General features: G+C 44.4%; 12 protein-coding genes. 6 read left to right on the top strand and 6 right to left on the bottom strand.

From position 1 onward, the window contains the following. The first annotated feature begins 29 nt into the window (after nucleotides 1-29). A complete protein-coding gene (locus VFC92_02645) occupies nucleotides 30-1040 on the top strand; it encodes a hypothetical protein (GenBank protein ID HZK07076.1) in 1011 nt (336 codons plus the stop codon). Between the two features lie 119 nt (nucleotides 1041-1159). Here VFC92_02645 and VFC92_02640 read toward each other — a convergent pair whose 3' ends face one another. After that, nucleotides 1160-1792, bottom strand: coding sequence for a hypothetical protein (locus VFC92_02640; protein HZK07075.1), 633 nt, complete (start codon nucleotides 1790-1792; stop codon nucleotides 1160-1162). A 127-nt stretch (nucleotides 1793-1919) separates the two neighbouring features. Further along, the gene (gene buk / locus VFC92_02635) at nucleotides 1920-2996 is read right to left on the bottom strand and encodes a butyrate kinase (GenBank protein HZK07074.1); all 1077 of its coding nucleotides are present in this window, start codon (nucleotides 2994-2996) and stop codon (nucleotides 1920-1922) included. 173 nt (nucleotides 2997-3169) lie between these two features. Between buk and VFC92_02630 the strand changes: the two genes are divergently transcribed. The 3 genes from VFC92_02630 (at nucleotide 3170) to VFC92_02620 (ending at nucleotide 6818) form a co-directional block, all read left to right on the top strand. Continuing rightward, entirely contained in the window at nucleotides 3170-4300 is a 1131-nt protein-coding gene (locus tag VFC92_02630; protein HZK07073.1) for a transglutaminase-like domain-containing protein, read from the top strand. A gap of 251 nt (nucleotides 4301-4551) precedes the next feature. Further along, the gene (locus tag VFC92_02625; protein ID HZK07072.1) at nucleotides 4552-6321 is read left to right on the top strand and encodes a chloride channel protein; all 1770 of its coding nucleotides are present in this window, start codon (nucleotides 4552-4554) and stop codon (nucleotides 6319-6321) included. 98 nt (nucleotides 6322-6419) lie between these two features. Further along, complete coding sequence (locus VFC92_02620) at nucleotides 6420-6818, top strand: (deoxy)nucleoside triphosphate pyrophosphohydrolase (protein HZK07071.1); 399 nt, start codon at nucleotides 6420-6422, stop codon at nucleotides 6816-6818. A gap of 33 nt (nucleotides 6819-6851) precedes the next feature. Here VFC92_02620 and VFC92_02615 read toward each other — a convergent pair whose 3' ends face one another. The 4 genes from VFC92_02615 to tsaE all read right to left on the bottom strand — a co-directional run bounded on the left by VFC92_02615 (nucleotide 6852) and on the right by tsaE (nucleotide 11175). Beyond that, nucleotides 6852-8033 (bottom strand): class I SAM-dependent rRNA methyltransferase, encoded by a 1182-nt coding sequence (locus VFC92_02615; GenBank protein HZK07070.1) that lies wholly within the window; start codon nucleotides 8031-8033, stop codon nucleotides 6852-6854. A gap of 304 nt (nucleotides 8034-8337) precedes the next feature. Then, nucleotides 8338-9348 (bottom strand): tRNA-dihydrouridine synthase, encoded by a 1011-nt coding sequence (locus VFC92_02610; protein ID HZK07069.1) that lies wholly within the window; start codon nucleotides 9346-9348, stop codon nucleotides 8338-8340. Nucleotides 9349-9543: 195 nt separating this feature from the next. Further along, on the bottom strand, nucleotides 9544-10737 hold the full coding sequence (locus VFC92_02605) for an alanine dehydrogenase (GenBank protein ID HZK07068.1): 1194 nt from the start codon (nucleotides 10735-10737) through the stop codon (nucleotides 9544-9546). Nucleotides 10738-10755: 18 nt separating this feature from the next. Then, nucleotides 10756-11175, bottom strand: coding sequence for a tRNA (adenosine(37)-N6)-threonylcarbamoyltransferase complex ATPase subunit type 1 TsaE (tsaE, locus tag VFC92_02600; protein ID HZK07067.1), 420 nt, complete (start codon nucleotides 11173-11175; stop codon nucleotides 10756-10758). A gap of 469 nt (nucleotides 11176-11644) precedes the next feature. Between tsaE and VFC92_02595 the strand changes: the two genes are divergently transcribed. Next, nucleotides 11645-16099, top strand: a complete 4455-nt coding sequence (locus VFC92_02595) for a two-component regulator propeller domain-containing protein (protein ID HZK07066.1) — start codon at nucleotides 11645-11647, stop codon at nucleotides 16097-16099. A 107-nt stretch (nucleotides 16100-16206) separates the two neighbouring features. Beyond that, nucleotides 16207-16455 (top strand): hypothetical protein, encoded by a 249-nt coding sequence (locus VFC92_02590; protein HZK07065.1) that lies wholly within the window; start codon nucleotides 16207-16209, stop codon nucleotides 16453-16455. Nucleotides 16456-16494 lie beyond the last annotated feature (39 nt).

Below are 16494 nucleotides of genomic sequence, written 5' to 3'. Positions count from 1 at the left end.
AACATTCTATTCAAAACACCTGATATTATATGAAATATCCCAAAAAAGTAGTCATCGGCGACATCACCGTGCGCGACGGATTTCAGCACGAAGAAATCTTTATTCCTACCGAAGCAAAACTATGGCTTGCCGAAGAATTGTTGCTGGCAGGTTTCAAACATATAGAAGTATCCAACTTTGGGAATCCTAAAGGGATGCCGCAGTTTGCCGATGCCGACGAGCTTTTTAAAAAGATTCGCAACAGCAAACGCATTGCGCATCTGCTCGACCAAGTGATGCTGACGGCTATCACCATCCGCGAACGCGCCGTGCAACGCGCCATCGATACACGGAAAGAAGGCTGGGGTCCCGACCGCATCCTGCTGATGGTATCGACAAGCGAATCGCACCAACAGAAAAACTCCGGCCTGAGCCTCGACGAATACTGGAAGATGAGTGAGAAGTGGGTTAAGAAAGCGCGCGACGCGGGTCTTAAAGTCAACGGTACGGTGAGCACCATCTGGGGCTGCCCCATCGAAGGGCCCACCGAGATGAAACGCGCCATCGAGTTTACCAAACGCTGGTTCGATATTGGCGTTAGCGACGTAGAACACGCCGACCACGACGGCTCTGCTTCGCCCGACCGCGTGTACGAATATTTCTCGCGCCTGCTCGACAGTGTGGACAACCCGCACAAGCAAATCGCCCATTTTCATACTACCCGTGGCTGGGGGCTGGCCAATGTGCTGGCGGCATTGCAGGCCGGAATGACAAATTTTGAATCGACCATGGGCGGATTGGGCGGACAGCCGGCCAACTTCGTGAGTGGCGTACCGGTTTCCGGAACAGGAGCTTATTATTACAAAGATCCGACGGATGTGGGGCTGGTGTCGACGGAAGATATGGTGGTGATGATGGACGAGATGGGCATCGACACTGATCTGGATATCGACAGGATTTTGGAGATTGGTAAGATGGTGGAGAAAATTGTCGGGCGCAAACTCAGGTCGGAATCTATCCGCAACGGACGTATTCCCAAAATCATGTCGGGGCGTAAATAAATCTCAACATCCGAATTTATTCAAAATTTTTCTCCGATTGAGTGAATTTCCGGTAATTGTTCGCCATTCAATTTTGCCAATTTGATAACCTGAAAACCCGATAACTCTTTTTCGTTATTCTACTTTCTCCCGCGTTTGTTGTATTTAAAATGTTCCTCATTGAAGGGTAGACTTTTCGCATCAGATTTGAAGGCAAGCCAGTCGAGGATTTTATAAGCCACCTGTTTGTCGAGCTGCTCCATGGGATATTCGAAAAGCACACGCAGACGAGGCAGGCCATCATCTATCAAAGTCTCAGGTTCTTTCCCGTCATCCAGGTTAAGCCGCGTCTTGGCCAAATAGTCGTCCCACACTTCCACTTCTGCCAGTCCCATTTTTTTTGAAACCGACACATAAAGATTATGTACGTGCTTGTAATGTTGGGTTTTTACAAAAGGAAACGCCTTGGTGATGACATTTTTAGAAATGCGCTCGCTGGTAGAAAAAGCGTAAAGATGATTCTCGTATTTTGATTCCTTTTCTACGTACTCGATGTTCAACCATGGTTGTTTTTTCTCCATGGGCAGTTGGTTGGCACGTTCACACAAATCGGTCATGTATTGCAAAAACTCATCGTAAAGCGCATGATTGGCTTCATAATTTTCCTTTACAAGGTGAATTTTATCCTGTATGCGTGCTCCTTCGCGCAAGGGGCGCATACGTTTCTGCTGCTCTTCTCTCTCGGCATCTTCCAGCCAGTGCGAATTATCCATTTTATTATTGAAATTTTTATAGAACTATTTGATTACGTTTTCTCCAATTAACTTTTCAAAACCTGAAAATCAGAAATAAGAAATGACTAAAATAATAAATTAAAAATACCCTTCCGGTGACTTCTCCCTACTCATACTCTAATATTCTGGCTTCTTCTTTTATTATCATCATGGCGTTGTCGGCCAGGGCATCCATGTCGGTGACGAAAGGTGATATTACCACATGACCCAGCTTCAGAATGCGATGCTTAACCTGATCGGTGAAAAACTTGGACTGGAACATATTTCCCGAAAGGATAATGGCATCGAGTTGTCCTTCGATGGCGATGTACATGGCGCCGATCTCTTTGGCCAACTGATAAGCCATGGCTTCGACGATAAATTTTGCTTTATCATCGCCGTCTTTCATGCGTGTTTCGATCACTGTCATGCTGCTGGTACCCAAATGCGCCACCAGACCTCCCTGATTGACAAGCATTTTGTGCAGCTCAGCTTTATCGTATTTTCCGCTGTAACAAATTTCGATAAGATCGCCGTAAGGAATGGTTCCGGAGCGAGTGCACGAAAATGGCCCTTCGCCATCGTAGGCCTGATTTACATCCACCACTTTGCCCTTGCGGTGAGCGCCCACCGAAATGCCGCCTTCGCCCACGTGTGCTATGATCAGATTTAGCTCGTCGTATTGTTTGTTGATGGATTTGGCATAATTACGACCGGCAAATTTGTGGTTGAGCGCATGGAAAATTGATTTACGCTCAAACAAAGGATGGCCACTCACACGGGCAATTTCATCCATTTCGTCTACTACCACCGGATCGGCCAAATAGGCTTTTGCCTCCGGAATCATAGAAGCAATGCGCTCGGCAATCAGACCACCAAGGTTGGTTTCGTGCATTCTGGCTCCCTGTCTTAGGTCTTCCTTCAGCTTCTCGTTGATCTCAAAGACTCCCGATGCCACCGGTTTTACCAATCCGCCGCGCCCAATTACCACTTCTATATCGATGAGTTCGATATCGTTGTCTTTAAGCTCCCGCAACACTTGCTCGGTGCGCGGCACTTCCTGATCCAATACCATCCGTCCTTCGGCTCCGTAAAGCGCATCAAACTTGATTGTCTTAAAAAATTCCCAGCCATTATTTTGATAAACAGCAATCTTTGTATCGCAAACCTGCGGATAGATTACAAGGATTTTTTTGTTCAGCATAGTAATACTCCCTATCTTTTTATGAATGAATTTTCAAAAATAGATTTTTTTCAGAAAGCCAACAACACCAACAAAGAAATAATAGAAGAAGAGAGGGAAGTTTGCCCCGGTATTTTGCTTCGATACCTTGTTTTGGCAGATACGCAAACGCGAACCGATGCGTTAGCTCTGCCATGAGAATTACCATCCCAAAACTTGTTGTTGTACTAATATTTGTAATTGGCTCAGCCGGTGTGTTGCATGCACAGAAGGGAACCTATTCAAAATCGGAAATTTCACAGCGTGTGCAACAGATTCCTGACGAGGCCACACATTCGACTGGAACGCTTTCGGCAGCGCTTACCAGCGGACTTGCCAGCGACGAAGCAAAAGCCTACGCTATATATAACTGGGTGGCGCACAATCTTACCTACGACCTGCCTGGCGTAGAAAACGTGACCGCCTATGCCTCGATGGAAGAGGTGACCGCAGAGGCGCTAACCAAACGCAAGGGCGTGTGCAGCCACTATGCGCAGCTTTTCGATGCTTTATCCCGCGAGGCAGGCATTGCTTCGCTGGTTGTAACGGGCTATGTGAAGCCTGATGCAGAAATCTACAAAACTCCCCATGCCTGGAATGTGCTCAAAATTGATGGTGCATGGTTCTTTTTCGATCCTACCTGGGGATCGGGTTATTTAGACAGGGGCACCAAACTTTACCAGCACGAGTTTTCGGAGAAATATTTTAAAATTTCGCCGTCGCAAATGATCAAAACACACATGCCATTCGACCCATTGATGCAGATGCTGAGCTGCCCGTGGAGCCACAACGACTTTGCGTCAGGAGCACCACCAGCTGATGGTATTTATCTGGATTATCTTTCGGAAGTAGAGCGTTACCTAATGCTTTCGGAAGAGCAACAGCGTTCTGAAACGATGGCTCGAATGGAAAAACAAGGATTTGCCAGCGAGATGGTGCAGGATCATTACGCAATTCTCCGCCATCAGCATAAAGTGCACCTTGCCAACCAACAGGTTTTGTTGCACAACCGGGCGGTTTACAAACTTAACGATGTGATCGAAGATTATAATAAATATGTCAAATTCGCGAACACCCAACGTGGCGATGATCCTGACGACATTAAACGCATGGAAAAATGGCTCAGCAGAATAGAACAAAATGCACAGGCGGTAAGTGCGATGTTCGACACCCTGAACCCTCCTACCGATCTGCAACAAAAATTTTATGACAACCGAAAAAACCTAAATGCCCTTCTCAACAGAATTGCTGCCGATCAAAAGAGACTCAAAGAAAGAAAAAAATGAAAATATTGCAGGATGGTTTATGTCGGACAGTCGTTGCCACAAACCCGGGAGAGGAAGGCACCCCTGATGAAGGTTCGTAATTTTTCTTGTGCGATGTAAAAAAAAAGATTTAGCCCGATAGGGTTGCATCTCCTTCGGGGCTGCGAACCCAATGGCTTCCGACAACCTGGCAATTTGATGACCCGACAACTTCTTCGTCCCGAAAGCCCGGTTTCTAACTCTATCTTTGGGGAAATTACTATTTTCACAGCGTGAACTTAAAAAAATACATCGGGCGGTTTTTTGTGTGGCGTGTAAAAAACATTCCCGACAACTATTTTGTAATTTTCCTGAGCATCATCATCGGCCTGGGTGCCGGCCTTTCGAGCTTTCTGCTCAAGAGCTTTGTTTATTACATCAAAAATGTACTAACAGGATTTTTCGACGTCTCGGCTCAAAACCTATGGTATATTTTATATCCCGGCATAGGCATCGTCATAACTGTGGTGCTGGTAAAATATGTCATCCGCGATTACACCGAACATGGCATACCACGCATCCTTCATGTTATCTCGCGATTTGACGGAAAAATGCGGCGTCATAAATATTTCTCGGCAATGCTGGGAAGTTCATTTACGGCAGGTTTCGGGGGTAGTATCGGGTTGGAATCTCCTATCATTTCTGCCGGCGCCTCCATTGGTTCAGGCGTAGGGCAAACGCTCCGCATGAACTACAAAAACACCACGCTGCTCATTGGCTGTGGTGCAGCAGGCGCTATGGCATCCATATTTACAACTCCGGTAGCTGCTGTAATTTTTAGTCTGGAAGTACTCATGCTCGACCTTACCACCTCCAGCATCATACCACTGCTCATTGCTTCAGCCACCGGCGCCATCACTACAAAACTCCTGCTTGCTGAAGACATTCTGATTCATTTTGCGGTAACGCAACCTTTCGAAGTATTCGACCTGCATTATTATATAGTGCTGGGGGTTGTCTGCGGGCTGGTTTCGCTTTACTTCAATAAGATGCATGATCTGATACGCCAGCTTTTTACGAAACGTATCAAACACCGACTTCTAATCGGCGGGCTGGCTTTGGGAGTTCTGATTTTCCTGCTGCCACCGCTCTATGGGGAGGGTTACGAATCTGTCAGGCTTATCATGACCGGACAGAGCGATCAAATACTCAACAATACTTCACTTTACGAATACCGCGACGTATGGTGGGTTTTGATCCTGTTTATGATCATTCTTATCGTAACCAAAATTATCGCTACGGCGCTCACTACCGAAGCAGGCGGCATCGGTGGAATCTTTGCCCCGGCAGCCTTTATGGGCGGACTTACCGGTTTCACCGTTTCCCGGCTGTTCAACGAAATTGGATTTGTTAATCCGCTCCACGAAGGCAACTTTACGCTTGTGGGTATGGCAGGGGTTTTGGGCGCTGTAATGCAGGCGCCGCTAACAGCAATATTCCTGATTACCGAAATGACCAATGGCTATGTGCTCATCGTTCCGCTGATGGTTACTACCGCCATCTCTTTTACTACCATAAAAATCTTTAGCCCACATTCGATTTTTACAAAACAACTGGCCGAAAGCGGCGATCTGCTCACCCACAACAAAGATAAAACGGTGCTTACCCTACTCAATGTAAAACGCGTTATCGATACCGACCTGCTCACCATCTCTCCTAATAGCACGCTGGGCGACCTGACCAAACTGATCTCACGCTCCAAAAGAAACATCTTCCCGGTGATGGCCGACGACAGAACCTATGTTGGCCTAATCGACCTGGACGACGTGCGGGTGGATATGTTTAAACCCGAAAAATATTCCGAGCCTATCACTAACTATATCATGCAGGCCAAAGAGCATGTGACGATGAACGAACCGATGGACAGCGTGATGGAGAAATTTCGTAAGACGGGTTATTACAATTTGCCGGTGATCGATCAGGGAAAGTATGCGGGCTTTGTTTCACGCGCCAATATTTTTAATGCTTATCGCAAAGTTTTAAAAGATGTTTCGATGGAATGATAGAATAAATTCCAAATCACAATAAAATAAATTCCAATAGCTAAATCTCAATAAGCCAAAACTTTGGAGGTATTGTAATCGGGTAAAAAATAAGATTCATGAATAGCAAAACAAAAGTCATCGATGTAGCTTGTGCACTGATTCGCAGAAACGATTGTTATCTGGCGGTGCGCCGATCGCAGCGAATGCAACATCCGGGCAAGTGGGAATTTCCGGGCGGCAAAATAGAACCGAGAGAGAGTCCCAATCAATGTGTCATCCGTGAAATTCACGAAGAGCTTAATCTGGAGATAAAGCCTATCGAGGAGCTCCAGCCGATTACATGGCACTATCCCGATAAGTCCGTTCACCTGATTCCCGTGGTGTGCAAAATAATTGGCGGCGTGCTTCGCCTTAGCGAACACGACCAGATGAAATGGGTCGAAATGGAAAACCTAAAGGATATGGACTGGACGGATGCCGATCGGGAGATGCTCGAAGCAAATCATCTTTTATAAAAGAACTTGAGAATTCCGGAAACCCGGAAATCATTATTCAAACTGCAACACCAATCCTTTGAGATATTCGCCCTCGGGATGGTACATATTTATCGGATGATCGGCCGGCTGCGTCATGCGGTGCAAGATACGGCACGGACGTCCGTTGGCCAGTGCTGCCGTAAAAACCGCCGTACGGAAATCTTCGGGCGTGACTACCTGCGAACACGAAAACGTAAACAGCAATCCGCCGGGTGCGATGGCAGCAATGGCCGCCTCATTGATGCGACGATAAGCCTTCAGCGCATTGGGCAAAGCAGCACGATGCTTGGCAAAAGCCGGCGGGTCGAGCACAATCACATCATATTTATTTTGCTGTTGCTGAAAAAAAGCAAAAGCATCCATCGTGAAATATTGATGCGCTTCGTTGTCGAAACCATTTAGCATCATATTTTGCCTGGCCAGCTCGATGGCTTTCGCCGATGCGTCCACCGTGTCAACCTGCGTAGCTCCGGCGGCAGCCGCATACACTGAAAACCCTCCGGTGTATCCAAAGACATTTGCAACTTTTTTGCCCTGAGCATAATTTCCGAGCAGCCGTCGGTTTTCACGCTGATCGATAAAAAAGCCGGTTTTTTGCCCTTCGCGGAAATCAATAATAAACCGATGACCATTTTCTACAACTTCAACGGCATCGGCATTTCCAAACAAAAACCCATCCTGTTCGCTGGCAGTGTTCAATGTATTTTCACTTTTATCATAAACCGCATGCACCTTCAATCTGGAGAGGCTTCCCAAAATATTGGCAAATATTTGCCGGCGGCGCCACATGCCTGTATCGTGTGCCTGCAACACCACCACACCGTTGTAATAATCGACGATAAGTCCGGGCATGCCGTCGCCTTCGCCGTGTATCAATCTAAAAACATTTGTTTTCGGATTATCGACAAACCCCAGTGTTTTGCGCACCGCCAGCGCCTGCTCAATTTTATGTCGCCAGAAATCTTCGCCCCCATCAGTGCGCTCAAAAGAAACAATCCGCACCATGATCGAACCGCTCTGAATGTGACCGGTAGCGAGATAATCGCCCGAAGCCGAAAAAATTTCTACCATTTCGCCTTCGTCAGGCTTGCCGCTGATAGATTGAATGGCGCCCGAAAACACCCACAGATGATAACGACGCAGGGCACGATCGCGGCCACTTTTGAGGATTACTTTTGGAAGATCATTTGGCATAGGAATATGGTTTATTGAATGTTTTTTTTAATTAATTAGATGAAGAAAATGTTTACTCCCAAATGCTTCTAAACAAACATTCCGTAGGGATGCGATGTGGGTAGAAATGACGCTACAACCAGATATTCCGTCCCGAACGGGACGGCATTTTGTTATCATGATTTTTTCTACCCGTATTTTGTGCCTAAAGGCACTGAGAATATTCCGAATTTCATCGATATCAAAATAAATACGTTTGCGGGCCACTGGACATGAAAAATGTTTTTTGGTTTTTATTTTTCTTTTAAAATTTGTGTTTTGGAGATCAACGAACATCAATTATTTCCGCTTGACGCAAAAACTCATCAAGGATTTCACGCACCTGCTCAGGATTATTGGTCTCCATGAGTGCTGCCCGCAAATGCGCTGCGCCGGAGAAGTTGCTGGTGTAGATTTTGAAAAAACGCTTCAAAACAGAAAAATTCTTATCCCGCCCCCACGTACTATCGAATAACTTTACGTGCCGCCACAGAAGTTCCAGCCTGTCGGCAGTGGTAATTTCCGGCTGCGGATGGTTAAACATCCAAGGATTGTGAAAGATACCACGGCCCACCATCACGCCCTGAGCTCCGGTCCGATTGCATTTTTCGATGGCATCCTCCACTGAGTTCACGTCGCCATTTCCGTAGATCGGGATATTTTTTCCGGTGGCATCGCGCACTGCCACAGCCTTTCGAAGTTCGTCCCAGTCGGCAGGTACCTCCGACTGATCCTTCTGCATGCGGGCGTGTAGAATAATGGCCGCCGGATTCTGGTCGAGCAGATGCGCAATCCATTGTTCGGTGTCGTGCCGTTTAATGCCCGTCCGTGTTTTTACGCTCACCGGCAGATGGGTCGCCTCTTTGGTGGCCTGGATGATTTCGGCGGCAAGCTGCGGTTTGCCAATCAAAGCCGAACAAGCGCCCTGTTTTATGATCTTCTTTACAGGACATCCCATATTAATATCCAACCCATCGAAATCGAAATTTTCGGTAATAAATTGGGTGGCCTCAAAATACTTTTCGGGATTAGCGCCCCAAATCTGGGCTACTATTTTCATCCCTTTGCTGCGCAGCACCGCGCGCTCGCTTTCGTTTACGCGCAAGCGGCTGACCACATTATCTCTGCCCACAGGATGACAAAGTCCGTCGGTAGAGGTAAACTCAGTAAAGACAACCTGAAAAAACTGCGGGTCGGAAACCTGCATCACCACCTCACGGAAAGAGGTATCCGTTACGTCTTCCATCGGCGCAAGCATAAAGGCGGGTTGTGGCAATTGGTTCCAAAAATTATTCATACAAAAGCTAAAAGGCGGCAAAAATAGTGTTTTCAGTTTAGGGGAAGGAAATGGTTGGATTTACAAATGATGATTGAAAATAAATAATTACACTGAGTAACACAGAGTTTTACACAATGTAAAACTGTGAAATTCCAGTCGAGGAAAACTGTAAATGGATTTTGAATGAATTGTAAAGATTAGGACGATAACTTGTTAATGAAACGCAGCCATCAGCAGGTCGATGTCCTGGTAGGAAAGATCGAGATATTCGCCTAAAACCTTGCTGGTAAGGATTCCATTAAAAAGATAAGCTCCCTGTCGAAAGAAATAATCGCGCACCAGTAGCTTTTCTAAACCACCAAGTTCGCCGGCACGTGTAAGCACAGGAGCAAAATAATTGCTTAGCGCAATGGAAGCCGTTTGTGGAAAACGCGAGGCGATATTGGGAACACAATAATGCGTAACGCCGGCGTACTTAAAAACAGGGTCTTTGTGCGAAGTAACATGACTCGTCTCAACGCAACCTCCCTGATCGATGCTTACATCCACAATCACAGCTCCTTGTTTCATATTTTCTACCATCGGCGCTGATACAATGACGGGCGCACGACGCGATTTCGCATAGACGGCACAAATAAGCACATCGGCAGTTTTTAGCGCACGAAGCAATTCAGCTTCTTGTAAGGTAGAGGTAAAAATATTCTGGTGCAGATTGGTTTTGAGCCGTTGCAGTTTGTAGATGGAGTTATCGAAAACCTTTACCAGCGCCCCCATACCAAGCGCCATTTTGCAGGCATATTCGCCCACGGTGCCAGCGCCAATTATCACCACCTCCGAGGGTGCAATGCCGGTGAATCCACCTAACATACGACCTGCGCCAAATTTTTCGTGGCTCAGATATTCGGCAGCAATGTGTATCGAAGCTGTGCCAGCAATCTCGCTGATGGATTTCACCACTGGCGAAGCTTTGGATTTGTCTTTGATATATTCGAAAGCTATAGCCGTAGTTCGCTTGTTGATGAGTGCCCGAAGGTATTCTTTGGAGCAGCCAGCCAGGTGCAATGCGCTGAGCAACGACTGGCGCCCGGGCATCATCGATATTTCATCCATTGTAGGCGGCGCCACCTTGAGTACAATTTCGCTGCGAAACACCTCTTCAGCAGTATCGACAATCTGCGCGCCTGCTTCGGAATATTCCTGATTGGTAAAACAGGCAGCCGTGCCTGCGTTGCGTTGCACAAAAACCTGATGACCATTCCCGACGAGCATCTTCACCGCCGCCGGCACCAGCGCTATGCGCTTTTCCTGATACGACATCTCCCGCGGCAATCCAATGCTAAAACGTCGACCCCTGCCGGCCAGCTCGAGCATCTCCTCACGTGGCATCAGCTGCTCTTTTGTGCTCATGTTTATCATATCTTTTTATTAAAAAGTAAAAACTCTTGTCTGGTCATCTTCTCCGCGCTCTATGCGCACCTCCACAGTTTCGTCCGGAAGCAATGCTTCGACCTGCTCAGGCCATTCGATAAAGCAATATTCGCCACTATCGAAATAAGTTTCGGCACCCACGTCACGCGCTTCCTGCAATTTATTGATGCGATAAAAATCGAAGTGAAAAACAGCACCATTGCTGCGTCCATGATATTCGTTGATGATGGCAAAGGTAGGGCTGGTAACATTGTCGGTTATTCCCATCCGGCCACAAAGCGTTCGGATGAAAGTAGTTTTCCCGGCGCCCATCTCACCATAAAAGGCAAATACCCGCGCCTGCGGATGTGCAGCCAGCAGAAGGCCGGCAACCCGATCGAGATCACCAACAGAATGAGCTATAACTTGCTGCGACATGATTGCTTGCTAATTATCAAAAATGGTGTGCAAAGATAATGATTATGGAAATTACTTTCACTGTCAAATTACTGCTACTTTAACAGATTGAGTTCAAATGGAAAAATCAATCCACTTTAACCCCAACCCTAAAGGGAGGTGGATTGATTTTTCTGCATTCTCCCTTTAGGGTTCGGGGTAAAAATGCAGAAAAATCTAATGTGTTAAAGTAGAATTACACGTATCATTTTGATGATTGGGGAGTCAGGGCTGGCCTTCCGCTTTACCGCTTCAATCCCTGCCTCTGAAGAAGAGAATAGAAGTGAGAAGAAAGAAATGAGTGGTGAGCATGAAGTATTTAGAAGCTGCTGAAAAAGCTGTAATACTTTAACAACATGAATTTTAGAAAAATAATCTTTGCTTCAGATTCAAGGTTTTTTTAAACAAGTAAGTGGGTTTTATTGTTTTTTTTAAGAGTAAAACGAAAAGTTTGATAGCACATCACAAACATATCAATCAGTTGACTTTGCCGAGGCAAAACTGTATCCGGAATAGAAATATCCGGGAAACAGTGAAATCATTATTTCTTATCTTCTCATTCCTGACTATTTCATTTTGCACTTCCTACTCGTATGCCCAATTCACCTACGAACTCGACAAAACCACCCGTTTCGAAAAAATGGGCGCTGAAGAAGGCCTGACCTCAGGATATGTTTATTGTATGCATCAGGATAAGTACGGGTTTTTCTGGATTGGGACACAATATGGATTGAATCTGTATGACGGCTATGAATTCAAAGTATTCACTGCCGATCCTAAAAACCCTGAATCTTTATTAAATAGTTGGATTCTTGATATTTTAGAAGAACCTAACGGAACCATGTGGTTTGGAACATATTTGGGGATCAGTAAATACAACCGGGCAAACCAAACTTTCATCAATTACTTGCCGGATACCCTGAGTTTTAAAGGTGATCACAATAGCATTAAGATGATATTACAAGATGGTAATTATTTATGGATTGATGTTTATGGTTTAGGTTTATTTCGATTTAACAAAGAAACAGAGCGGTTCAGATCCTTCTCAAAAGATACCTTGAATCCATCAAAAGGCATTTATGGTAGCACCACTGATTACATATTTATAGATGCGTCCGGAGTAGTTTGGGTTTGCTCAAGTGAAACTGGAGGTGATTTTACACTCAATAGGTTTAACAAAAAATCCGCAACATTTTCACATTTTAAAAATGATCCGGCTAATCCCAAAAGTTTTGTAGGTAAAGAGGTTAGGTCGATGGTAGAAGATAATGAAGGAACGATTTGGATTGCAACTCTCGGTGGAGGCTTACTCGAAATCATTGACAAAGAAAAAGGGAAGTTCAGGCAATATCTGCATGATGAAAACAACAAAAATTCCATAATCAATAATTACCTGTACAAAGTATTTAAAGACTCAAACGGGAATATCTGGATCGCAGGCGTAAAAGGCTTTTCTTTGTTAAACAAGAAAACACGTCAATTTACTAATTATCATGTACCAAAGCGATCTGATTTTCATGACAGGTACATTTTTTTAAGCGATATTTATGAAGATAATAACGGTAATTTAAACTTTCCCTGCACTGATGGATTTTTCAGGTACAATCCCTCAACAAAGGTTTTGCATCACTACCTTAACGCTCCGGAAAACCTAAGCAGTATAGGTGATAGTTATGTAAAACAAATACTGGATGACCGATCTGGCCAAACGTGGATAATTGTGCCAAACAGTGGAGTTAACAGGATAAACCAGTTTTCGAACGCTTTTAGGAAAATACAAAAAAAGACCAATGTCAATAATAATCTTTCTGGTAAAGGGATATCTACGTTCCTTTCAGATAGCAAAGGCAACTTTTGGATTGGCGATGCGCATGGCGGTGGATTGAACAGGTCAAAAACGAATAACCATAAAATTTATGAAAATCTTGAACATTTCGGATATGATGCTGATGATCCTAAAAGTATAAGTGGAAACAGGATAAGTGCTATGTATGAAGATCACGATCAAAACCTATGGTTTGGGACCTGGGCTGGTTTGAACCACTATGATTACAACACCAACAGTTTTACACGTTTTCAACATGATCTGGATGATAGTGCAACCATAAGCCAAAATATTATCGAGAGCGTTGTTGAAGATAGCCATGGCACATTATGGATAGGAACAAGAAATGGATTGAACATAATGGATAGAGAAACAGGTAAATTTATACGCTTTTACCCTGATGACAATGATAGCACCAGTATTTTGAATCATGATATCCGGGTAATTTTTGAGGATTCTTATGGCGAACTCTGGTTTGGGGGGGATTATCTTGAAAGATTAAACAGAAAGGATACCAGCTTTGTCCATTATTTACCGGATGCTCTCGATAAAAGTGGTACAGATCGATCCGTAATTTGGGGTATAGAAGAGGATGATTCTACAAATCTTTGGTTTTCCTCTTCTCAAGGAGGCATATTAAAATTGAACCGAAAAAATATGACCTTTACCGAACTTACTAAAAATGATGGGCTACCAAGCAATACGATTAATGCCATTGAGATTGATGACCGCGGAGTTGTCTGGGCATCATCAAACCAGGGTCTATCAAGGGTTGATCCACATGATTATTCTATCCGGAACTTTGATATGGGTGATGGATTGGTCAGTCTTGAATTCATAAACAGAAGTTCATACAAAGATGCTGATGGCTGGTTGTGTTTTGGCAGCAGGGATGGGTTTAACGTTTTTCATCCGGACAGTATTAAAGAAAACAAAATTTTACCTCCGGTTTACATCACTTCATTGTCAGTTGCGGGAGAACCAAAGTATTTTGATAAACCACTTTACGAGTTGGAGGATATTGAATTACGATACAACGAAAATGATTTTAGCTTTGATTTCGTTGCCCTCAATTACATTAATTCGGGGAAGAACCAATATGCCTATATGCTCGAAGGCTATGATGAAGACTGGGAGTATGTTGGAGGCAGGCGGACTGCCTATTACACAAACCTTAGTCCGGGGAATTACACTTTCAGGGTAAAAGGCAGCAACAACGATGGCTACTGGAATGAAGAAGGAGCCAGCCTGGAATTGCTGATTTTATCGCCATTTTGGAAAACATGGTGGGCCTATTTGATTTATGCTTTGGCATTCGCAGGCTTGTTATACCTGGTTCGTCGAAACGAATTAAGAAAACTATACTTACGACAGGAATTGGAACTGGAGCACCAAAATGCTGAGAACCTGGCAGAGCTGGATATAGAAAAAAATAAATTCTTCTCGAATATTTCCCACGAATTCCGAACACCCCTAACATTGATACTGGGACCCCTGGATAGGTTCATTGGTACGCTAAACAATGAAGAACAAAAACAGGAAATTAATCTGGTAAGGCGAAATGCCCGAAGGTTGCAAACCCTGATCAACCAGTTGTTGAGCCTTTCCAAGCTGGAATCGGGAAAGATGAAATTAAAAGCCCGCCCTGAAAATATTGTAAAATTAACCAGCTTGTTTTTACAATCTTTTCATTCAATGGCTGAGGACAAAGGTATCAAACTTGAGTTTGAAAGCGATGCGGAGGAGCACATTGTTTACATTGATTCGATCAAATTTGAAAAGGTAGTCAATAACCTGCTGTCGAATGCTTTTAAATTTACTGAAAAAGGGGGGAAGATTAAAGTTAGCATTACCCTCCTTAATCCCTCCTTGAGGGGGGAGACCCACGGCACTCCCAATTTACCAAAAGGGGTTCGGGGGGTTCAAATCACCTTCTCCGACACTGGCATTGGTATCCGAAAAGAAAAGCTGCCCCATGTTTTCGACCGTTTTTACCAGGTGGATGAACAACAAATGAAAACCTATCTCGGAACCGGCATCGGACTGGCCCTCACCAAAGAACTTGTTGAATTACACCATGGAACAATAACAGTGGATAGTGAAGCCGGAGTGGGAACGACTTTCACTGTTTTCTTTCCGTTGGGCAAAGACCATCTTACAGAAGATGAAATCTATCTCCGTAAGGTCTCCAATTCAGACGCCGGCAAGAAGATTTCGGAAACGGATGATGATTTATTGAACGATGATTATCTATTCTCACAGGATGTAGAAATCAAAACGGAAATAAAAACAGAAGTGATTGAGAACAGCAACCTGCCATTGCTTTTGATTGTAGAGGACAATGAAGATATGCGGTCGTACATTAAAAGCCACCTTGTTGGTTCATATAATATTATGGAAGCTACAAATGGAAAAGAAGGCGCAGAAAAAGCCATCGAACGTATTCCAGACCTTATTGTAAGCGACCTGATGATGCCCGAATTAGATGGCAACGAAATGACCCTCCAACTAAAAACCGATGAAAGGACAAGTCACATCCCGATTATACTTTTAACGGCAAAAGTATCCAAAGAAAGTAAAATGGAAGGGCTTGAGACCGGGGCTGACGATTTCCTCACCAAGCCCTTTGATGCCGATGAATTGCTTGTCAGGATTAACAACCTGATCAAACAAAGAAAAAGGCTCCGCGAAGTCTTTGGCAAGAAATTATCCTATTCAGTTTCCCCAAAACTGACCGACTTAAAAGATAGCGGAATTACTTCCATGGATGAGCAATTTTTGATAAAAGCATACGAAGTGGCCGAAAAAGGAATGTCGGATAGTGAGTTCGGCGTTTCGTCATTTAGCGGTCAGATGGGTCTGAGCAGAATGCAACTGCATCGAAAATTAAAGGCAATCACAGATCAATCCGCAACGGAGTTCATCAAAATAATCCGGCTGAACAAAGCCGCTGTTTTGCTTAAATCGAAAAGTGCCACTGTTGCCGAAATTGCTTATGATACAGGATTTAGCAGCCCTTCCTATTTCTCAGCCTGCTTCAAGGAACACTTTGGAGAAACCCCTTTAGAATACGCAAAATAGTAGCCTTTTTCCTCCATGTTACCAGATTGATATCAATTGTTACAATAGTGATAGCGGTTAGTATTCGCGTGGCTTAGTTTTGTCGCTTAACCTAAAACACTGTTATCATGAAAAATCTAACCTTATCAATCGTATTGGCGATATCCATTCAAGCTATGGCATTTTCGCCACCCCGCCTGCCAAAGTCACAGCCAGCATTTGGCGGGCACGCCTGCCAGCCTGATGGCATTGAGTTTTCAACTCAGGCAGACATAGAAAATTTCCAAACCATTCACTCCAACTGTACTGATACAGAAGGAGATGTGATAAATACAGCGATCCTTCGTACAAAGGGAAAATTATTAAAAAGTAATTAACATTTATAAACATTACTAAAACCTACAACTATGAAAACA

It is taken from the genome of Bacteroidales bacterium, assembly GCA_035647615.1.
Lineage (GTDB): Bacteria > Bacteroidota > Bacteroidia > Bacteroidales > 4484-276 > SABY01.
Note: the sequence above shows the minus strand (reverse complement) of the source record. Positions and strands in the feature narration are given on the sequence as shown.